Source organism: Streptomyces sp. RKAG293 (assembly GCF_023701745.1).
Taxonomy (GTDB): Bacteria; Actinomycetota; Actinomycetes; order Streptomycetales; family Streptomycetaceae; genus Actinacidiphila.
The window spans coordinates 4,414,809-4,429,486 of the sequence record NZ_JAJOZB010000001.1 but is presented as its reverse complement, the minus strand read 5'-3'; the positions used below and the strand labels follow the sequence as shown (position 1 = coordinate 4,429,486).

Below are 14,678 nucleotides of genomic sequence, written 5' to 3'. Positions count from 1 at the left end.
GGAAACTGAGACGGAAAACGTAGAGGGCCCGCATCGGCGAACGATGCGGGCCCTCTGACGTGCGGAGGATACGAGATTCGAACTCGTGAGGGGTTGCCCCCAACACGCTTTCCAAGCGTGCGCCCTAGGCCACTAGGCGAATCCTCCGCGACGAACACTACAAGACGCGGAGGGGTGCTCGCGAACTCGTAAGTGGGTGATCCGATCGGGTACGCTGTGCGCAGCCCCTCACGTGGCGCTATCTCGCTGAACTCCCCCAGGGCCGGAAGGCAGCAAGGGTAGGTGGGCTCTGGCGGGTGCGTGGGGGGTCTTTGCGTTGCCGGGGGCGTTCGGGGATGTCCGGGGGACGTCGGATGTCAGTGGGCCCCGATATCGTCGTAGGCGTGTCCCTCGCTCTGTACCGCCGCTATCGTCCCGAGTCCTTCGCCGAGGTCATCGGGCAGGAGCACGTAACCGACCCGTTGCAGCAGGCGCTGCGCAACAACCGGGTCAATCACGCGTACCTGTTCAGTGGGCCCCGAGGCTGCGGGAAGACGACGAGCGCGCGCATCCTGGCGCGGTGTCTGAACTGTGTTCAGGGGCCGACGCCGACGCCGTGCGGGGAGTGCCAGTCGTGCCAGGACCTGGCGCGGAACGGGCCGGGGTCGATCGATGTGATCGAGATCGACGCGGCGTCGCACGGTGGTGTGGACGATGCGCGTGATCTTCGGGAGAAGGCGTTCTTCGGGCCGGCGGGCAGCCGGTACAAGATCTACATCATCGACGAGGCGCACATGGTCACCCCGCAGGGCTTCAACGCCCTGCTGAAGGTGGTCGAGGAGCCCCCGGAGCACCTCAAGTTCATCTTCGCGACCACCGAGCCCGAGAAGGTCATCGGCACGATCCGGTCGCGTACCCACCACTACCCGTTCCGGCTGGTGCCGCCGGGCACGCTGCGGGACTACCTCGCGGAGGTCTGCGCCCGGGAGGACATCCCGGTCGAGGACGGCGTGTATCCGATGGTGGTGCGCTCCGGCGCGGGCTCCGTGCGGGACTCGATGTCGGTGATGGACCAGCTGCTGGCGGGCGCGGGCGCCGAGGGTGTGACGTACGCCATGGCGACGGCGCTGCTCGGCTACACCGACGCGGCGCTGCTCGACGAGGTGGTGGACGCGTTCGCCTCGGGCGACGGGGCGGCGGTCTTCGAGATGGTCGACCGCGTCATCGAGGGCGGCCACGATCCGCGGCGCTTCGTGGCGGACCTGCTGGAGCGGCTGCGTGACCTCGTGATCATCGCGGCGGTTCCTGACGCGGTGGACAAGGGGCTGATCGACGCCCCGAGCGATGTCATCGAGCGGATGCGGGCCCAGACGTCCGTCTTCGGCGCCGCCGAGCTGAGCCGTGCGGCGGACCTGGTCAACACCGGTCTGACCGAGATGCGCGGCGCCACGTCGCCGCGGCTCCAGCTGGAGCTGATCTGCGCCCGGGTGCTGCTGCCCGCGGCGTACGACGACGAGCGCTCCGTACAGGCCCGGCTGGACAAGCTGGAACGGCGGGGCTTCGCCCCCGGTGCTCCCCAGGTCCCGGACTTCTCCTACCAGCCCGCGCACGCCGACCACAGCCCCGGCGCAGGAGGACCCGGCAGCTCCGGCGGCCCCGCCGGCTCCGGGGGTGCGGCCTCGGTCCGTGCGGCCGTGGGCGGCGGACGGCCGGCTCCGGCCGCGCAGCCGGCCCCCGCTCCGGCCCCCGCTCCGACCCGGGCACCCGCCCCTGAGCAGCACGAACCCGCCGCAGGCCCCGCCCCCGCCGCGGTTCCGGCTCCCTCGGACGGTGGCGCCCGGCAGCGTCCCGGCGCCTGGCCGACCACGACCAGCCCGGGTACTACGGGTACTCCCGCTACTCCAGTAGCCGCTTCAGCCGCCCCCGCCGCCGCACCACCCGAACCGGCCGCGCCCGCCCGCCCCGGCGCCTGGCCGACGGCTGCCCAGGCCGCACCCGCCGCTCCGGCGGCCCCCGCCCCGGCCGCCCAGACACCGCCGCCCGCCGGCCCCGCCCCGGCGGCGGCCGGGTTCGCCGGGGACTCGACGCGGGTCCGGCAGATGTGGCCGGACATTCTGGAGGCGGTGAAGAACCGCCGCAGGCTGACGTGGATGCTGCTGCTGAACAACGCGCAGGTGGCGGGCTTCGACGGGCAGACGCTGCAGCTCGGATTCGACAATCCCGGAGCGCGCAACAGCTTCGCCAACAGCGGCAGCGAAGAGGTGCTCAAGCAGGCGATCAGCGACGCCCTCGGGGTGGAGTGGCGGATCGAGGCCATCGTGGACCCGTCGGGCGGCGGGGGAACGGCCGGCGGCGGTCCTGGCGGCTCCGGCGGCCCGGGTGGCGGTTTCGGCGGCGGAGGCAGTGGGGGAAGCGGTGGAAGCGGTGGAAGCGGCGCTGGCGGCTCCCGGCCGTCCGGCCCGTCCGCCCCACCAGCACCGTCCGCCTCGTTCGCCCCACCGGCATCCTCCGCACCGTCCGCACAGTCCGCCGCGTCCCCGCCCTCCGCCGCGCAGGGCGGGCCCGCCCAGGCGGCCCGTGCCGCGCCTCAGGCGGGCGCCGGGCGGCCCGGGGGTGCGCCGCCGCCACTGATGTCGGACGAGACGCCGCCGCCCCTGGAGGACGACATTCCGGAGGACGACGACGTGGATCTGGTCGAGTCCCCGCTGTCCGGATATGAGCTTTTCGTGCGCGAAATGGGTGCGACGGTGATCGAGGAGATCCCGAACGACTGATGTCGCCCGATGTTCCGCGGCACGTCGTCCGATCCTCCGTACGGCGTAGGGCGCAGGGCCGTCCGAGCACGTAGGCTCGCCCTACCGCGCAACGTTGTCGTGAGGCAGGAGTGAACCCGTGATCCCCGGTGGTCAGCCCAATATGCAGCAGCTGCTCCAGCAGGCCCAGAAGATGCAGCAGGATCTTGCTGCGGCCCAGCAGGAGCTGGCCGAGACCGAGGTCGAGGGTTCCGCGGGCGGCGGTCTCGTGACCGCCACGGTGACCGGTGCCGGTGAGCTCCGGGGGCTGGTCATCGACCCCAAGGCGGTCGATCCTGATGACACGGAGACGCTGGCCGATCTGGTCGTCGCCGCCGTGCACAACGCGAACGCGACCGCGCAGGAGCTTCAGCAGCAGAAGCTCGGTCCGCTCGCCCAGGGGCTGGGCGGCATGCCCGGCCTGCCGTTCTAGCGTAAGGAAGGCGCCCCGTGTACGAAGGCGTGGTTCAGGACCTCATCGACGAACTGGGCAGGCTGCCCGGCGTGGGTCCCAAGAGCGCGCAGCGGATCGCCTTCCACATCCTGCAGGCGGACCCGGCCGATGTGCGGCGCCTCGCGCACGTGCTGGCCGAGGTCAAGGCCAAAGTGCGGTTCTGCAACATCTGCGGGAACGTCGCGCAGGACGACCTGTGCAGGGTCTGCCGTGACCCGCGCCGCGATCTCGCGGTGATCTGCGTGGTCGAGGAGCCCAAGGATGTCGTCGCGGTCGAGCGCACCCGTGAGTTCCGCGGCAGGTACCACGTACTGGGCGGCGCGATCAGCCCCATCGAGGGCGTCGGTCCGGACGATCTACGGATCCGGGAGCTGCTGACGCGGCTCGCGGACGGCACCGTCACCGAGCTCATTCTGGCGACGGATCCCAATCTTGAAGGTGAAGCGACCGCTACGTACCTGGCCCGCATGGTGAAACCCATGGGGCTGAAGGTGACGCGACTGGCCAGTGGTCTGCCCGTGGGGGGAGACCTGGAGTATGCCGACGAGGTCACGCTGGGTCGTGCCTTCGAAGGGAGGCGACTGCTCGATGTCTGACACCGCGGTAACCACACAGGACTCGAAGGGCGCACCGGGCTCTCCGGGACGCGACCTCAGCGATCCGGACATTCAGGAACCCGACGACTTCGCCGTCCAGATCTGCGATCAGATCGAGAGTTTCATCCTCTCGGTCCGCGAGGTCGCCAAGGGCGACGACCCGGACAGCGCGGTCCCGTACCTGCTGCTGGAGGTCTCCCAGCTGCTGCTGGCCGGCGGCCGGCTCGGCGCGCACGAGGACATCGTCCCGGACGAGCGCTACGAGCCGGACATCGGCCCCGAGCCGGACGCGGACGAGCTGCGCCAGCACCTCGCGGCGCTGCTGGAGCCGATCGACGTCTACTCCGAGGTCTTCGACCCGTACGTACCGCGCAGTACGCCCGTCGCCTGCCGGATTTCGGACGATATGGCCGACGTGGTGACCGATCTCACGCACGGCCTCGCGCACTTCCGCGCCGGCCGGGTGAGCGAGGCGCTGTGGTGGTGGCAGTTCTCGTACCTGTCGAACTGGGGGCCGACGGCCAGCGCCTCGCTGCGCGCGCTGCAGTCCCTGGTCGCCCACGTCCGCCTGGACAGCCCGCTGGACGAGCTGGACGGCCTGGACACGGACGATTCGGCGGACGACGAGGAGCGGCTGGCCGAGGAGGCCGGCAAGGTCATGGCGGCCGAGCTCGGCACCCCGCCGGGCGCCCGCGCCCAGCCCGCCACCGGCTGATCCCGGGCCCGCCAACCGTCGAACCCTGGCCCACCACCGGCTGATCCCGGGCCCGCCAACCGTCGAACCCTGGCCCACCACCGGCTGATCCCGGGCCCGCCAACCGTCGAACCCTGGCCCACCACCGGCCGAGGCCGGATATCCGGACGATCTGCCTCCGATCGCTCATCCAGCGCCTGATCTGGGGTTATTCCGTTCCGTCCTGGGCAGGTGGCCCACCGAGTGGGCCACCTGTCTCAATATCCGGTACCGCGGAGGCCGCCCCGGCCCGCTCGTTAGACTGAGCCGACCGCAGTACCAGACCTTCCCGAGGAGCGCACGTGGGCCTTGTCGTGCAGAAGTACGGAGGCTCCTCCGTCGCCGATGCTGAAGGCATCAAGCGCGTCGCCCGGCGAATCGTCGACACCAAGAAGAACGGCCATCAGGTCGTTGTCGTGGTGTCGGCGATGGGCGATACGACGGACGAGCTGATCGATCTCGCCGAGCAGGTGTCGCCGATTCCCGCCGGCCGGGAGTTCGACATGCTGCTGACCGCCGGGGAGCGGATCTCCATGGCGCTGCTGGCGATGGCGATCAAGAACCTCGGTCATGAGGCGCAGTCGTTCACCGGCAGCCAGGCCGGGGTCATCACCGACTCCGTCCACAACAAGGCGCGGATCATCGACGTGACGCCGGGCCGTATCCGGACCGCGCTCGACGAGGGCAACATCGCGATCGTGGCCGGTTTCCAGGGCGTGTCCCAGGACAAGAAGGACATCACCACGCTGGGCCGCGGCGGTTCCGACACGACCGCGGTGGCGCTGGCCGCCGCGCTCGCCGCCGAGGTGTGCGAGATCTACACGGACGTCGACGGGGTGTTCACCGCCGACCCGCGGGTCGTCAAGCGCGCCCAGAAGATGGACTGGATCTCCTTCGAGGACATGCTGGAACTGGCCAGCTCCGGTTCGAAGGTGCTGCTGCACCGCTGCGTCGAGTACGCCCGTCGTTACAACATCCCGATCCACGTCCGCTCGTCCTTCTCCGGCCTGCCGGGGACCTGGGTGAGCAACGAAGCACCGCTAGGAGGCAAGCCGATGGAGCAGGCGATCATCTCCGGGGTTTCGCACGACACGTCCGAGGCCAAGATCACGGTCGTCGGGGTGCCGGACAAGCCGGGCGAGGCGGCGACGATCTTCCGTGCCATCGCGGACGCCGAGGTCAACATCGACATGGTCGTCCAGAACGTGTCGGCGGCGGCCACGGGCCTCACGGACATCTCCTTCACCCTCCCCAAGACCGAGGGCCGCAAGGCGATGGACGCGCTCACCAGGTCGCAGGACCGCATCGGGTACGACTCGCTGCGCTACGACGACCAGATCGGCAAGATCTCGCTGGTCGGCGCGGGGATGAAGACCAACCCGGGCGTCACGGCGACGTTCTTCGAGGCGCTGTCGAACGCCGGGGTCAACATCGAGCTGATCTCGACGTCGGAGATCCGCATCTCGGTGGTCACCCGGGCCGACGACGTGAAGCCGGCCGTCCAGGCCGTGCACTCCGCGTTCGGGCTCGACAGCGAAAGTGATGAAGCGGTCGTCTACGGGGGTACGGGCCGATGAACCGCAAGCCGACCCTGGCCGTCGTCGGTGCGACGGGCGCGGTCGGCACGGTGATGCTGGAACTGCTCTCCACCCGGCAGGACGTGTGGGGCGAGATCCGGCTGGTCGCGTCCGCGCGGTCGGCCGGCCGCCGCCTCGTGGTGCGCGGCGTGGAGACCGAGGTCGTCGTGCTGAGCGAGGCGGCCTTCGAGGGCGTCGACGTCGCGATGTTCGACGTCCCGGACGAGGTGTCCGCGCAGTGGGCCCCGATCGCCGCCGCCAAGGGCGCGGTCGTCGTCGACAACTCCGGAGCCTTCCGGATGGACCCCGACGTCCCGCTGGTGGTGCCGGAGGTCAACGCGCACGCGGTGCGGATGCGCCCGCGCGGCATCATCGCCAATCCCAACTGCACGACGCTGTCGATGATCGTGGCGATCGGCGCGCTGCACGCCGAGTTCGGGCTGAGCGAGCTGATCGTCTCCTCGTACCAGGCGGCTTCCGGCGCCGGCCAGTCCGGCGTGGACACCCTGCGCGACCAGCTGTCCAAGGTCGCCGGCACCCACCTCGGAACCCAGCCGGGCGATGTACGGCGCACGGTCGGCGACTTCGGTCCCTTCCCGGCGCCGCTCGCGCTCAACGTGGTGCCGTGGGCGGGCTCGCTGCGGGAGGACGGCTGGTCCTCGGAGGAGCTCAAGGTCCGGGACGAGTCCCGGAAGATCCTCGCCCTGCCGGAGCTGCGCGTCACCGCGACCTGCGTACGGGTGCCGGTCATCACGACGCACTCGCTGTCGGTGCACGCGCGGTTCGAGAACGAGGTGACCGTGGAGAAGGCGCACGAGATCCTGCGGAGCGCTCCCGGGGTCGTCGTGACCGACAATCCCGCCGAGGGCGAGTTCCCGACCCCCGCCGATGTGGTGGGCACCGATCCGACCTGGGTCGGCCGGGTGCGCCGCTCCATGGACGACCCGAACGCGCTCGAACTGTTCGTGTGCGGGGACAACCTGCGCAAGGGCGCCGCCCTGAACACCGCACAAATTGCCGAAGTCGTGGCGGCCGAGTTCGTCGCTTCGCACACATGATGTGATCCACTCCTTGGTCTGGACCACTTGAAGTGCGTCGCTCACCAATGGACAATTCGCTCCCTGACCGCTGCAACCGGCAGTAGACGGGGAGCGTCTTTGTGTCAGCGCACTGCCCTAATGTGCTGCATGCCGGGGGGTATTGGGCAGGCGCAGTTCGTGCCTGGGCAAATGGGCGCATTGGGGAAGAGTTGGTACGCATGGGGATATTCGACGCCACAGCAAAGGCGACGCCTTGCGCGTACAACCCTGACGGGGGGACGCGTGTCCAACAGTCGTGGCAGAAGCACTGGGTATCGAGACGGCACTTGGGCGGGGCGGCGCTCCGACACGCGTGCCGCGCCCGCGTACGCCCGGCCGCACGTCCGGCCGGGCACGCACTCCCGGCGGGATGCCCGTGATAGCGCCCTGGCCGATCGTGCGCGTGCCGTCCGAGCTGGGTGCTGACGCCACGATGGCCGTCGGCACCACGGTCGACCACCTGACCGAGACCTACAGTGCCCACTACCGGTCGCTGCTCGGCCTCGCCGCGCTGCTGCTGGACGACACGGCCTCCTGTGAGGACGTCGTCCAGGAGGCCTTCATCCGCGTCCACTCCGCGCGCAGCCGTGTGCGCGACCCCGAGAAGACCCTCGCCTACCTGCGGCAGACGGTGGTCAATCTCTCCCGGTCGGCGCTCCGGCGGCGCATCCTGGGCCTCAAGCTCCTCTCCAAGCCCATGCCCGACATGGCGAGTGCGGAAGAGGGCGCCTACGAGATCCTGGAGCGCGACCAGCTCAAGACCGCCATGCGGTCCCTCCAGCGCCGTCAGCGCGAAGTCCTCGTGCTGCGCTACTTTGCCGACATGACCGAGGCACAGGTCGCCGAAACGCTCGGAATTTCCCTGGGCTCGGTGAAGGCATACGGTTCCCGTGGCCTCGCGGCGCTTCGCATCGCGATGGAGGCGACCGTATGACCACCCCCTACGACTCACGTGGCATGGATCCAGAGAACCGCGAACTTCCCGAAGAACTGAACGACGAGCGCAACGTCGCGCCCACCGGCACCGGCCCTCAGGGGGCGGGATCAAGCCCCTCGGGGGCGAGAACCGGCCCTCTTGACGGCGGGATGACGTTGCCCAGGGGCGGTCCGCCCGGGGCCGGGACGACTCCGGCTGGGGCAGGGACGACTCCGCCCGGGACGGGGGCGACTCCGCCCGGGGCCGGGACGACTCCGGCTGGGGCAGGGATGACTCCGCCTGGAGCCGGGGCGAGCTTCGACGAGCTGGCGCTGCGCCGGCTGATGCAGGACGCGGTCCAGGGCCTCAAGCCCGCACCCGACGCGCTCGACCACCTGCGGCACGCCGTACCGGCCCGCCGGACGCGCCGCCGCCAGGCCATGGCCGGCGCCGCCGCCGCGTTCCTGCTGGCGTGTACCGCCGTGCCGGCCCTGCTGCACGCCGCGAACACCGCGGACCAGCAGGACACCACCGCGGCCGGCGCCTCCAGCCCCAACGAGCCGCGGCAGGACACCGGCGGCGCGGGGGAGAGCAGCCAGGACGACTCGGGCGGTCCGGCCGACACCGGGACCAGCGAGGGCAGCGTGCCGGCTCCGTCGGCGACACCGTCGCCGACCCCCACGCCCACCAACGAGCACGGCGCCACGGTCGCCCCGACGCCCACCGGCTCGGCCGGCCGCACCGCCCCGGCCTGTGACCGCTCCCAGCTCGGCAGCGGCGCGAGCAGGACGGGCGCCCCGGACGCCAAGGGCAACGTGTACGGCTGGTTCCGGGTCGCGAACGTCTCCGCGAAGGGCTGCATGGTCAAGGGCGGCGGCGCCCTCACCGTGATCGCGCAGGGCAGCGCCGACGCGTCGAAGATCCAGGTGCTGAACCACACGACGGGCGATCCGGCCACCGGACTGCCCGATGTGGCGGCCGCCCCGCTGGTCCTCCAGCCGGGCGACACGTACGAGGTCCGGTTCGCCTGGGTGCCGGACGCCGCGGGCCCCAACGGCTGCCCGGCGCCGCCCACTCCGACGCCCACCCCGACCACCGGTGGCAGCACCGGCAGCGGCAACAACGGCACCAGCGCCTCGGACAACTCCCCGGCGGCGTCCGATGTACCGCCGACGACCAGCCCGGCGAGCGTCGAGGTCAGCCACACCCCGGAGGCGGGCGCGCCGGCCGTGGCCGACACGACGATTCCGGACGCGTGCGCCGGGACGATCTACAAGACGACGGCTCTCACGCCGCAGTAGGTCCCCAGTAGGTCAGCAGTAGGTTCGCAGTAGGTCCGCAGTAGGTGAGGCGGGGGGCGGGGCCCGCGTCCGGGCGCGGGATGGTTGTGGAGTACCGGGCCACGGGCCCGGTGGCGTAGGCCGGCTCCTCTCCCCGTACCGTTGGGGCGTGTACCGGTTTCTGCTGACCCCGCGCTGGCTGGGAGTCCACCTCTTCGTCGTGCTCGCCGTGCCGTTCTGCGTCTTCATGGGCAGCTGGCAGCTGAGCCGCTTCGAGGACCGGATGAACAGCCACCACGTCGCCGAGCAGGCCCCGAAGGCCGCCGCGTCCGCCGCCCCGGTCCCGCTCGCCACCGTCCTCCCGGACACCAAGGCGCAGGTCACCCAGGACACCACCGGCCGCACGGTCACCGCGACCGGCCGCTACGACACCGGCCACCAGCTCCTGGTCCCCGGCCGTGACCTCGGCGACCGCACCGGCTACTACGTGCTCACCCCGCTGCGTACGGCCGGCGGGGCGGCCCTGCCCGTCGTCCGCGGCTGGCTGCCCGGCGACGCCTCGTCCGCGCCGCCCGCCGGCATCCCGGCGGCGCCCACCGGCGACGTCACCGTCTCCGGCGCCCTGCAGCCCCCCGAGAACACCGGCACCCAGGGCGTCCAGTCCGCCGGCGGACTGCCACAGGGTCAGCTCGGGATGATCAGTGCCGCGTCGCTCGTCAACGTGCTGCCGTACGAGGTCTACAGCGGCTGGATCACGGTCACCGACGCCACCGCCCCCCTCAAGCCGGTGCCCCCGGCGGCCCCCAGCAACACCGGGCTCGACCTCAAGGCCTTCCAGAACCTGGGTTACACGGGCGAGTGGTTCGTCTTCGCCGGCTTCGTGGTCTTCATGTGGTTCCGGCTGGTCCGCCGCGAGGCGGAACTCCGCGAGGACACCGCGCTGGGCCTCATCCCGGACCAGGACCAGGACCCGGACCAGGACCAGGACCAGGACCCGGCCACGGAGAACGCTGAGAACGCTGGGAACGCGGCGGCGCCGGGCAAGCTGGAAGAAGCCCTGCCCGGCGACTGAAGACCTCTTCAGATCACCGTGCGTGCTTCATCGCGAAGGCCAGCTCCAGGCGGACCTGCTTGATCCGCTCCTCGACGACGAGCGAGCCGTGCCCCGCGTCGTACCGGTACACCTCGTGCACCTTCCCCAGCGACACCAGCCGCTCGACGTAGTTGTCGATCTGCCGGATCGGGCACCGCGGGTCGTTCATGCCCGCCGAGACGTACACCGGCGCGGTCACCCGCTCGACGTACGTGATCGGCGACGAGGCCTCGTACCGCTCAGGAACCTCGGCGGGCGAGCCGCCGAAGAGCGTGCGGTCCAGCGACTTCAGTGCCTCCATCTCGTCGGTGTACGAGGCGACGTAGTCGGCCACCGGGACCGCCGCGAGCCCCGCCGTCCAGGCGGTGGGCTGCGTACCGAGCCCCAGCAGCGTCAGATAGCCGCCCCACGAGCCGCCGGAGAGCACCAGCTTCGCCGGGTCGGCCAGCCCCGAGCCGACGGCCCACTCGCGGACCGCCGCGACGTCCTCCAGCTCGATCAGCCCGACGCGGTGCTTGAGCGCGTCCGTCCACTCGCGCCCGTAGCCGGTGGAGCCGCGGTAGTTGAGCCGTACGACGGCGAAGCCGTGGTCGACCCAGGCCGCAGGACCGGCCGCGAAGGCGTCGGAGTCGTGCCAGGCGGGGCCGCCGTGCACCTCGAAGACCGTCGGGAAGGGCCCGTCGCCCTCGGGCTTCTGCACGAGGGCGTGCACCGGCCCGCCGGGGCCGTCCACCCACACGTCCTCGACCGGAACGGAGTCCGGAGCCTTGAGACCCGGCGCCTCCAGCACGATCCCGCCCGTTGTGGACCGCACGACCGGCGGCAGCTGCGCCGACGACCACAGGTACTCCACGGACCCGTCGGGGCGCGCGGTGGCGTTGCTCACCGTCCCCTGCGGGGTCTCCAGCCGGAGCAGCACGCCGGCGGCCAGGTCGTAGCGGAACATCTCGCTGCGCGCCTGGTAGGAGTGCACGACGAGCAGCGCGGAACCGTCCGGATACCACTCGGCGGAGACATCGCCCGGCAGGTCGATCGCCAGCGCGGTCTCCTCGCCGGTCGTCACGTCCCACACCATCGGCAGCCAGCGCCCGGCGCGCTGGTGCCCGACGAGCAGCCGGGTGTCCCCGGCCACCGGCGCGAAGCCCAGGCAGTCGAGACCGAGTTCCTCGGTGCCGCCGCGGGAGTCGTCCAGCTCGGCGACGGTCGAGCCGTCGAGCCGCACCACGCGCAGCGCGCCGTGCATCGCGTCGCCGTGCTCGGTGTGCTCGATGACGAGCAGCGTGCCGTCCTCCGACAGGTCGCCGACCCCGGCCGACTCCGCGTGCCGGTAGATCTCGACCGGTGCGGCGCCCGGGCGCACGACGTGGACGGACGTGCCCTCGTCGTCCGTCGACCGGCCGATCACGATCGTGCCGTCCGCGCCGAGTGCCAGCCCGGCCGGGTACGAGGCGTCGAGTCCCGGCGTGGCCGGCTCGTCCTCGCCGCCGCCGAACGGCTGGCGCATCCAGACCCCGAACTCGTCCCCGTCGGTGTCCGAGAACCACCACACCCACTCGCCGTCGCGGGACAGCGTGCCCTCCGTCGTCCCGTTCGGCCGGTCCGTCGCCTGGCGGCGTTCGCCGGTGGTCCGGTCCCAGGCGTACAGCTCGTACGTGCCGGTGGCGTTCGACACGAAGAGGCAGCGCTGCGGCGCGTCCTCCGCCCACTCGGGCAGCCCCACCCGAGGCGCCCGGAACCGCTTTTCCCATTCCGGCATGGCAGCCGTGACATCACTCATGGCTCCATCAAACCCGATGGCCGGCCGCCTTCACCCCGACTATCGTCACTCCCCATGTACACGAGGACCCCGGCGGACTGGCGGGAGACGAATCGCGCCAGGTGGGATGTTGGGGCCTCCCCAGCCGGAGGTAGGGGAAGCGTGCCGATCCACACGGCGGGCGAGTACTACGACCTGGAGAGCTTCCGGGCAGGCCAGGACGTGATCCGCCCCTTCGAGGCGGCGGAGGTGGGATCCGTCACCGGGAAGTCGCTGCTGCACCTGCAGTGCCACCTCGGCCTCGACACCCTCTCCTGGGCGCTCCGCGGCGCCTCCCGGGTCGTCGGTCTGGACTTCTCCGAGCCCGCCGTCGACGCCGCACGCGAGCTGGCCGCCGACCTGGGCCTCCCGCCCGACCGGGCGTCCTTCGTCGCCGCCGACGTGTACGACGCGGCCGAGGCCGTCCCCGACTCCGCCTACGACATCGTCTACACCGGCACCGGCGCCCTCTGCCGGCTCCCCGACATCGTCCGCTGGGCCGAGACCGCCGCGTCCCTCGTCGCACCGGGCGGCTTCCTGTACCTCGCCGAGTTCCACCCGCTGACGGACGCCCTCGACGACGAATCGGGCTCCCGCATCGCCCACGACTACTTCACCCGCGACGCCTGGGTCGACGAAGTCCCCGGCACCTACGCGGACTTCGACGCCCTGACGGTGAACAACCGGAGTGTGTGGGGGCACCTCCCGGCCGAAGGTTGGGGGAGGGCACACACCCTCGGCGACGTCGTCACCGCCATCGCCGCCACCGGGCTCCGGCTGGAGTTCCTGCATGAGCACGACGCGACGCTCTTCCAGCGCTTCGGGACGCTGGAACGCAACGGTCAGGGATCCTCCGGAAGGGGCGACGGGTTCTACCGGCATCCGGCGGGCACTCCGCGGGTGCCACTGATGTACTCGCTGCGGGCCTCGCGCGCGCCGGACCTGCCCTAGCGCTAGCTCGGCGGGATCCGGAGAACGGCCGTCCCGCCGTCCAGATCGATCCGGGACCGGGGCGGTGCCCCGTCCCCCTCCTCGTCCCGCAGCGCCAGCGACGTCCTGCGCTGCTTGAGCTCCTCCTGCTTGCCCGCCGACAGCGTCGCGTGCAACAGCTCGAACCCCGTCGACGCCACCTGGCCCTGCCGCCCGGCCCCCCGCCACGGCAGCATCCCGGCCCGCCCGGCCCGCAGCATCGCCTGATCGACGAACGCGGCGACCGTCAGCAGGACCACCAGCCCCGGCAGCGTCATGAAGAAGATGAAGGCCATGCCCCCGAGCATCCCTCACGGGACCCCGGGGGGCGAGACCCCGTCAGGCGCGATCCGCGGTGAGGGCGTAGGACGGCAGGGGTTCGTTGCCCTTGCTCTTCGCGAGGGAGCCGAGCACGTCGAGCTGGCTGATGAGGAACTCCCGCGCCAGCGGCGACAGTTCCGCGAACCGCTCGTCGGAGCCGGCCATCCGCCGCGCGGCGTCCACCTCCCAGTCGGCGTCCTGCAGACCCGTCGTGTCCACGTCCAGCTCGGAGGCCACCCGCCACCCGGCCTCCGCGAGAATCCGCAGCAGCGCCTCGTGCGAGAACGGCGTCCGGACGTTCCCCTCGCCCCGCGCCCCGACCGCCTCGACATGGCCCTGCACGAGCACGGCGAGCAGATGCGGCAGCTGCTCCACACCGCGCGGACGCAGATCCCACTCCGAGAAACACAGCCGCCGCGCCCACGGCCGGACGCGCGTCAGCGTCCTGAGCAGCTGGTCGAGGGAGGCGAAGTACCAGGAGCAGTGCGACAGCACGACGTAGTCGAAAGCGTCGTCCGGGAACGTGGTCGCCTCGTCCAGGACATCCACGCCGAACCGGATGTCGATCCGCGACCCGAGCGGCCCGGCCGCCAGGAACGCCGCCGACTCTCCCAGCGTGACCGGGCTGCCGTACGAAGGCTCCGCGATGTCCACCGCGACCACCCGCCCGCCGGGCCCGACCGCGTCCGCGAGCACCGCGGTCATGTCCCCCTGCCCGCACCCGACTTCCAGCACCGAGGCCCCGGCCGGAATCCCCCACCCGTCCACCAGCCCCAACCGGAACCGCGTCTGATCCCGCTGCACCCCAAGATGCCCCACCGCGGCCGCCATGGCTCCCGCGATCGTCTCGACCCTGCCCACAAGAATCTCCCTGCGATAACCCCGCTGCCCCCGCCGCAGCGACTGTAGGCGAGAGATCCCCGAAGAGCCCGCCCTTTTCCGCCCCCCGGAAACGAGTCAGGGCCCTGATCATCAATGATGATCAGGGCCCTGAACTGCAGTGTCACCAGTCGGGGTGGCGGGATTTGAACCCACGGCCTCTTCGTCCCGAACGAAGCGCGCTACCAAGCTGCGCCACACCCCGGTGCAACGAG

General features: G+C 71.4%; 13 protein-coding genes, 2 tRNA genes and 1 other RNA gene. 11 read left to right on the top strand and 5 right to left on the bottom strand.

The window, feature by feature from the left end:
• Nucleotides 1–62: 62 nt before the first annotated feature.
• Nucleotides 63–147: transfer RNA gene (locus tag LNW72_RS19510), tRNA-Ser, on the bottom strand.
• Nucleotides 148–222: 75 nt separating this feature from the next.
• Here LNW72_RS19510 and ffs point away from each other — a divergent pair.
• From ffs to LNW72_RS19460, 10 genes are all read left to right on the top strand, one after another.
• Nucleotides 223–313: signal recognition particle sRNA small type (ffs, locus tag LNW72_RS19505), an RNA gene on the top strand.
• A 70-nt stretch (nucleotides 314–383) separates the two neighbouring features.
• Nucleotides 384–2,753 (top strand): DNA polymerase III subunit gamma and tau, encoded by a 2,370-nt coding sequence (locus tag LNW72_RS19500; RefSeq protein ID WP_250976575.1) that lies wholly within the window; start codon nucleotides 384–386, stop codon nucleotides 2,751–2,753.
• Between the two features lie 118 nt (nucleotides 2,754–2,871).
• On the top strand, nucleotides 2,872–3,204 hold the full coding sequence (locus tag LNW72_RS19495; protein ID WP_250976574.1) for a YbaB/EbfC family nucleoid-associated protein: 333 nt from the start codon (nucleotides 2,872–2,874) through the stop codon (nucleotides 3,202–3,204).
• A 17-nt stretch (nucleotides 3,205–3,221) separates the two neighbouring features.
• On the top strand, nucleotides 3,222–3,821 hold the full coding sequence (recR, locus tag LNW72_RS19490; RefSeq protein WP_250976573.1) for a recombination mediator RecR: 600 nt from the start codon (nucleotides 3,222–3,224) through the stop codon (nucleotides 3,819–3,821).
• Entirely contained in the window at nucleotides 3,814–4,536 is a 723-nt protein-coding gene (locus LNW72_RS19485) for a DUF5063 domain-containing protein (RefSeq protein WP_250976572.1), read from the top strand. Before recR ends, LNW72_RS19485 begins: the two co-directional genes overlap by 8 nt.
• 320 nt (nucleotides 4,537–4,856) lie before the next feature.
• Nucleotides 4,857–6,131, top strand: a complete 1,275-nt coding sequence (locus LNW72_RS19480; RefSeq protein ID WP_138359457.1) for an aspartate kinase — start codon at nucleotides 4,857–4,859, stop codon at nucleotides 6,129–6,131.
• Nucleotides 6,128–7,189 (top strand): aspartate-semialdehyde dehydrogenase, encoded by a 1,062-nt coding sequence (locus tag LNW72_RS19475; protein WP_250976571.1) that lies wholly within the window; start codon nucleotides 6,128–6,130, stop codon nucleotides 7,187–7,189. Before LNW72_RS19480 ends, LNW72_RS19475 begins: the two co-directional genes overlap by 4 nt.
• Before the next feature lie 277 nt (nucleotides 7,190–7,466).
• The gene (locus LNW72_RS19470) at nucleotides 7,467–8,144 is read left to right on the top strand and encodes a SigE family RNA polymerase sigma factor (protein ID WP_374117293.1); all 678 of its coding nucleotides are present in this window, start codon (nucleotides 7,467–7,469) and stop codon (nucleotides 8,142–8,144) included.
• A 272-nt stretch (nucleotides 8,145–8,416) separates the two neighbouring features.
• Nucleotides 8,417–9,427 (top strand): hypothetical protein, encoded by a 1,011-nt coding sequence (locus LNW72_RS19465; protein ID WP_250976570.1) that lies wholly within the window; start codon nucleotides 8,417–8,419, stop codon nucleotides 9,425–9,427.
• Between the two features lie 148 nt (nucleotides 9,428–9,575).
• Complete coding sequence (locus LNW72_RS19460) at nucleotides 9,576–10,478, top strand: SURF1 family protein (protein WP_250976569.1); 903 nt, start codon at nucleotides 9,576–9,578, stop codon at nucleotides 10,476–10,478.
• 13 nt (nucleotides 10,479–10,491) lie between these two features.
• Here the strand turns inward: LNW72_RS19460 and LNW72_RS19455 are convergent, their stop codons facing one another.
• Nucleotides 10,492–12,276, bottom strand: coding sequence for a prolyl oligopeptidase family serine peptidase (locus tag LNW72_RS19455; RefSeq protein ID WP_250976568.1), 1,785 nt, complete (start codon nucleotides 12,274–12,276; stop codon nucleotides 10,492–10,494).
• 54 nt (nucleotides 12,277–12,330) lie between these two features.
• On the opposite strand from LNW72_RS19455, the gene LNW72_RS19450 reads away from it, so the two are divergent.
• On the top strand, nucleotides 12,331–13,245 hold the full coding sequence (locus LNW72_RS19450) for a class I SAM-dependent methyltransferase (protein WP_250976567.1): 915 nt from the start codon (nucleotides 12,331–12,333) through the stop codon (nucleotides 13,243–13,245).
• 2 nt (nucleotides 13,246–13,247) lie between these two features.
• Here the strand turns inward: LNW72_RS19450 and LNW72_RS19445 are convergent, their stop codons facing one another.
• The 3 genes from LNW72_RS19445 to LNW72_RS19435 form a co-directional block, all read right to left on the bottom strand.
• On the bottom strand, nucleotides 13,248–13,559 hold the full coding sequence (locus tag LNW72_RS19445) for a DUF6191 domain-containing protein (protein WP_250976566.1): 312 nt from the start codon (nucleotides 13,557–13,559) through the stop codon (nucleotides 13,248–13,250).
• A gap of 43 nt (nucleotides 13,560–13,602) precedes the next feature.
• Nucleotides 13,603–14,445, bottom strand: a complete 843-nt coding sequence (locus LNW72_RS19440; protein ID WP_374117292.1) for a class I SAM-dependent methyltransferase — start codon at nucleotides 14,443–14,445, stop codon at nucleotides 13,603–13,605.
• A gap of 149 nt (nucleotides 14,446–14,594) precedes the next feature.
• Nucleotides 14,595–14,668: transfer RNA gene (locus LNW72_RS19435), tRNA-Pro, on the bottom strand.
• Between the last annotated feature and the right edge of the window lie 10 nt (nucleotides 14,669–14,678).

Coding starts and splice junctions, on each gene's coding strand:
- LNW72_RS19465 (WP_250976570.1), top strand. CDS start 8,417: ATGACTCCGCCTGGAGCCGGGGCGAGCTTCGACGAGCTGGCGCTGCGC.
- LNW72_RS19445 (WP_250976566.1), bottom strand. CDS start 13,559: ATGGCCTTCATCTTCTTCATGACGCTGCCGGGGCTGGTGGTCCTGCTG.
- LNW72_RS19485 (WP_250976572.1), top strand. CDS start 3,814: ATGTCTGACACCGCGGTAACCACACAGGACTCGAAGGGCGCACCGGGC.
- LNW72_RS19455 (WP_250976568.1), bottom strand. CDS start 12,276: ATGAGTGATGTCACGGCTGCCATGCCGGAATGGGAAAAGCGGTTCCGG.
- LNW72_RS19450 (WP_250976567.1), top strand. CDS start 12,331: ATGTACACGAGGACCCCGGCGGACTGGCGGGAGACGAATCGCGCCAGG.
- LNW72_RS19475 (WP_250976571.1), top strand. CDS start 6,128: ATGAACCGCAAGCCGACCCTGGCCGTCGTCGGTGCGACGGGCGCGGTC.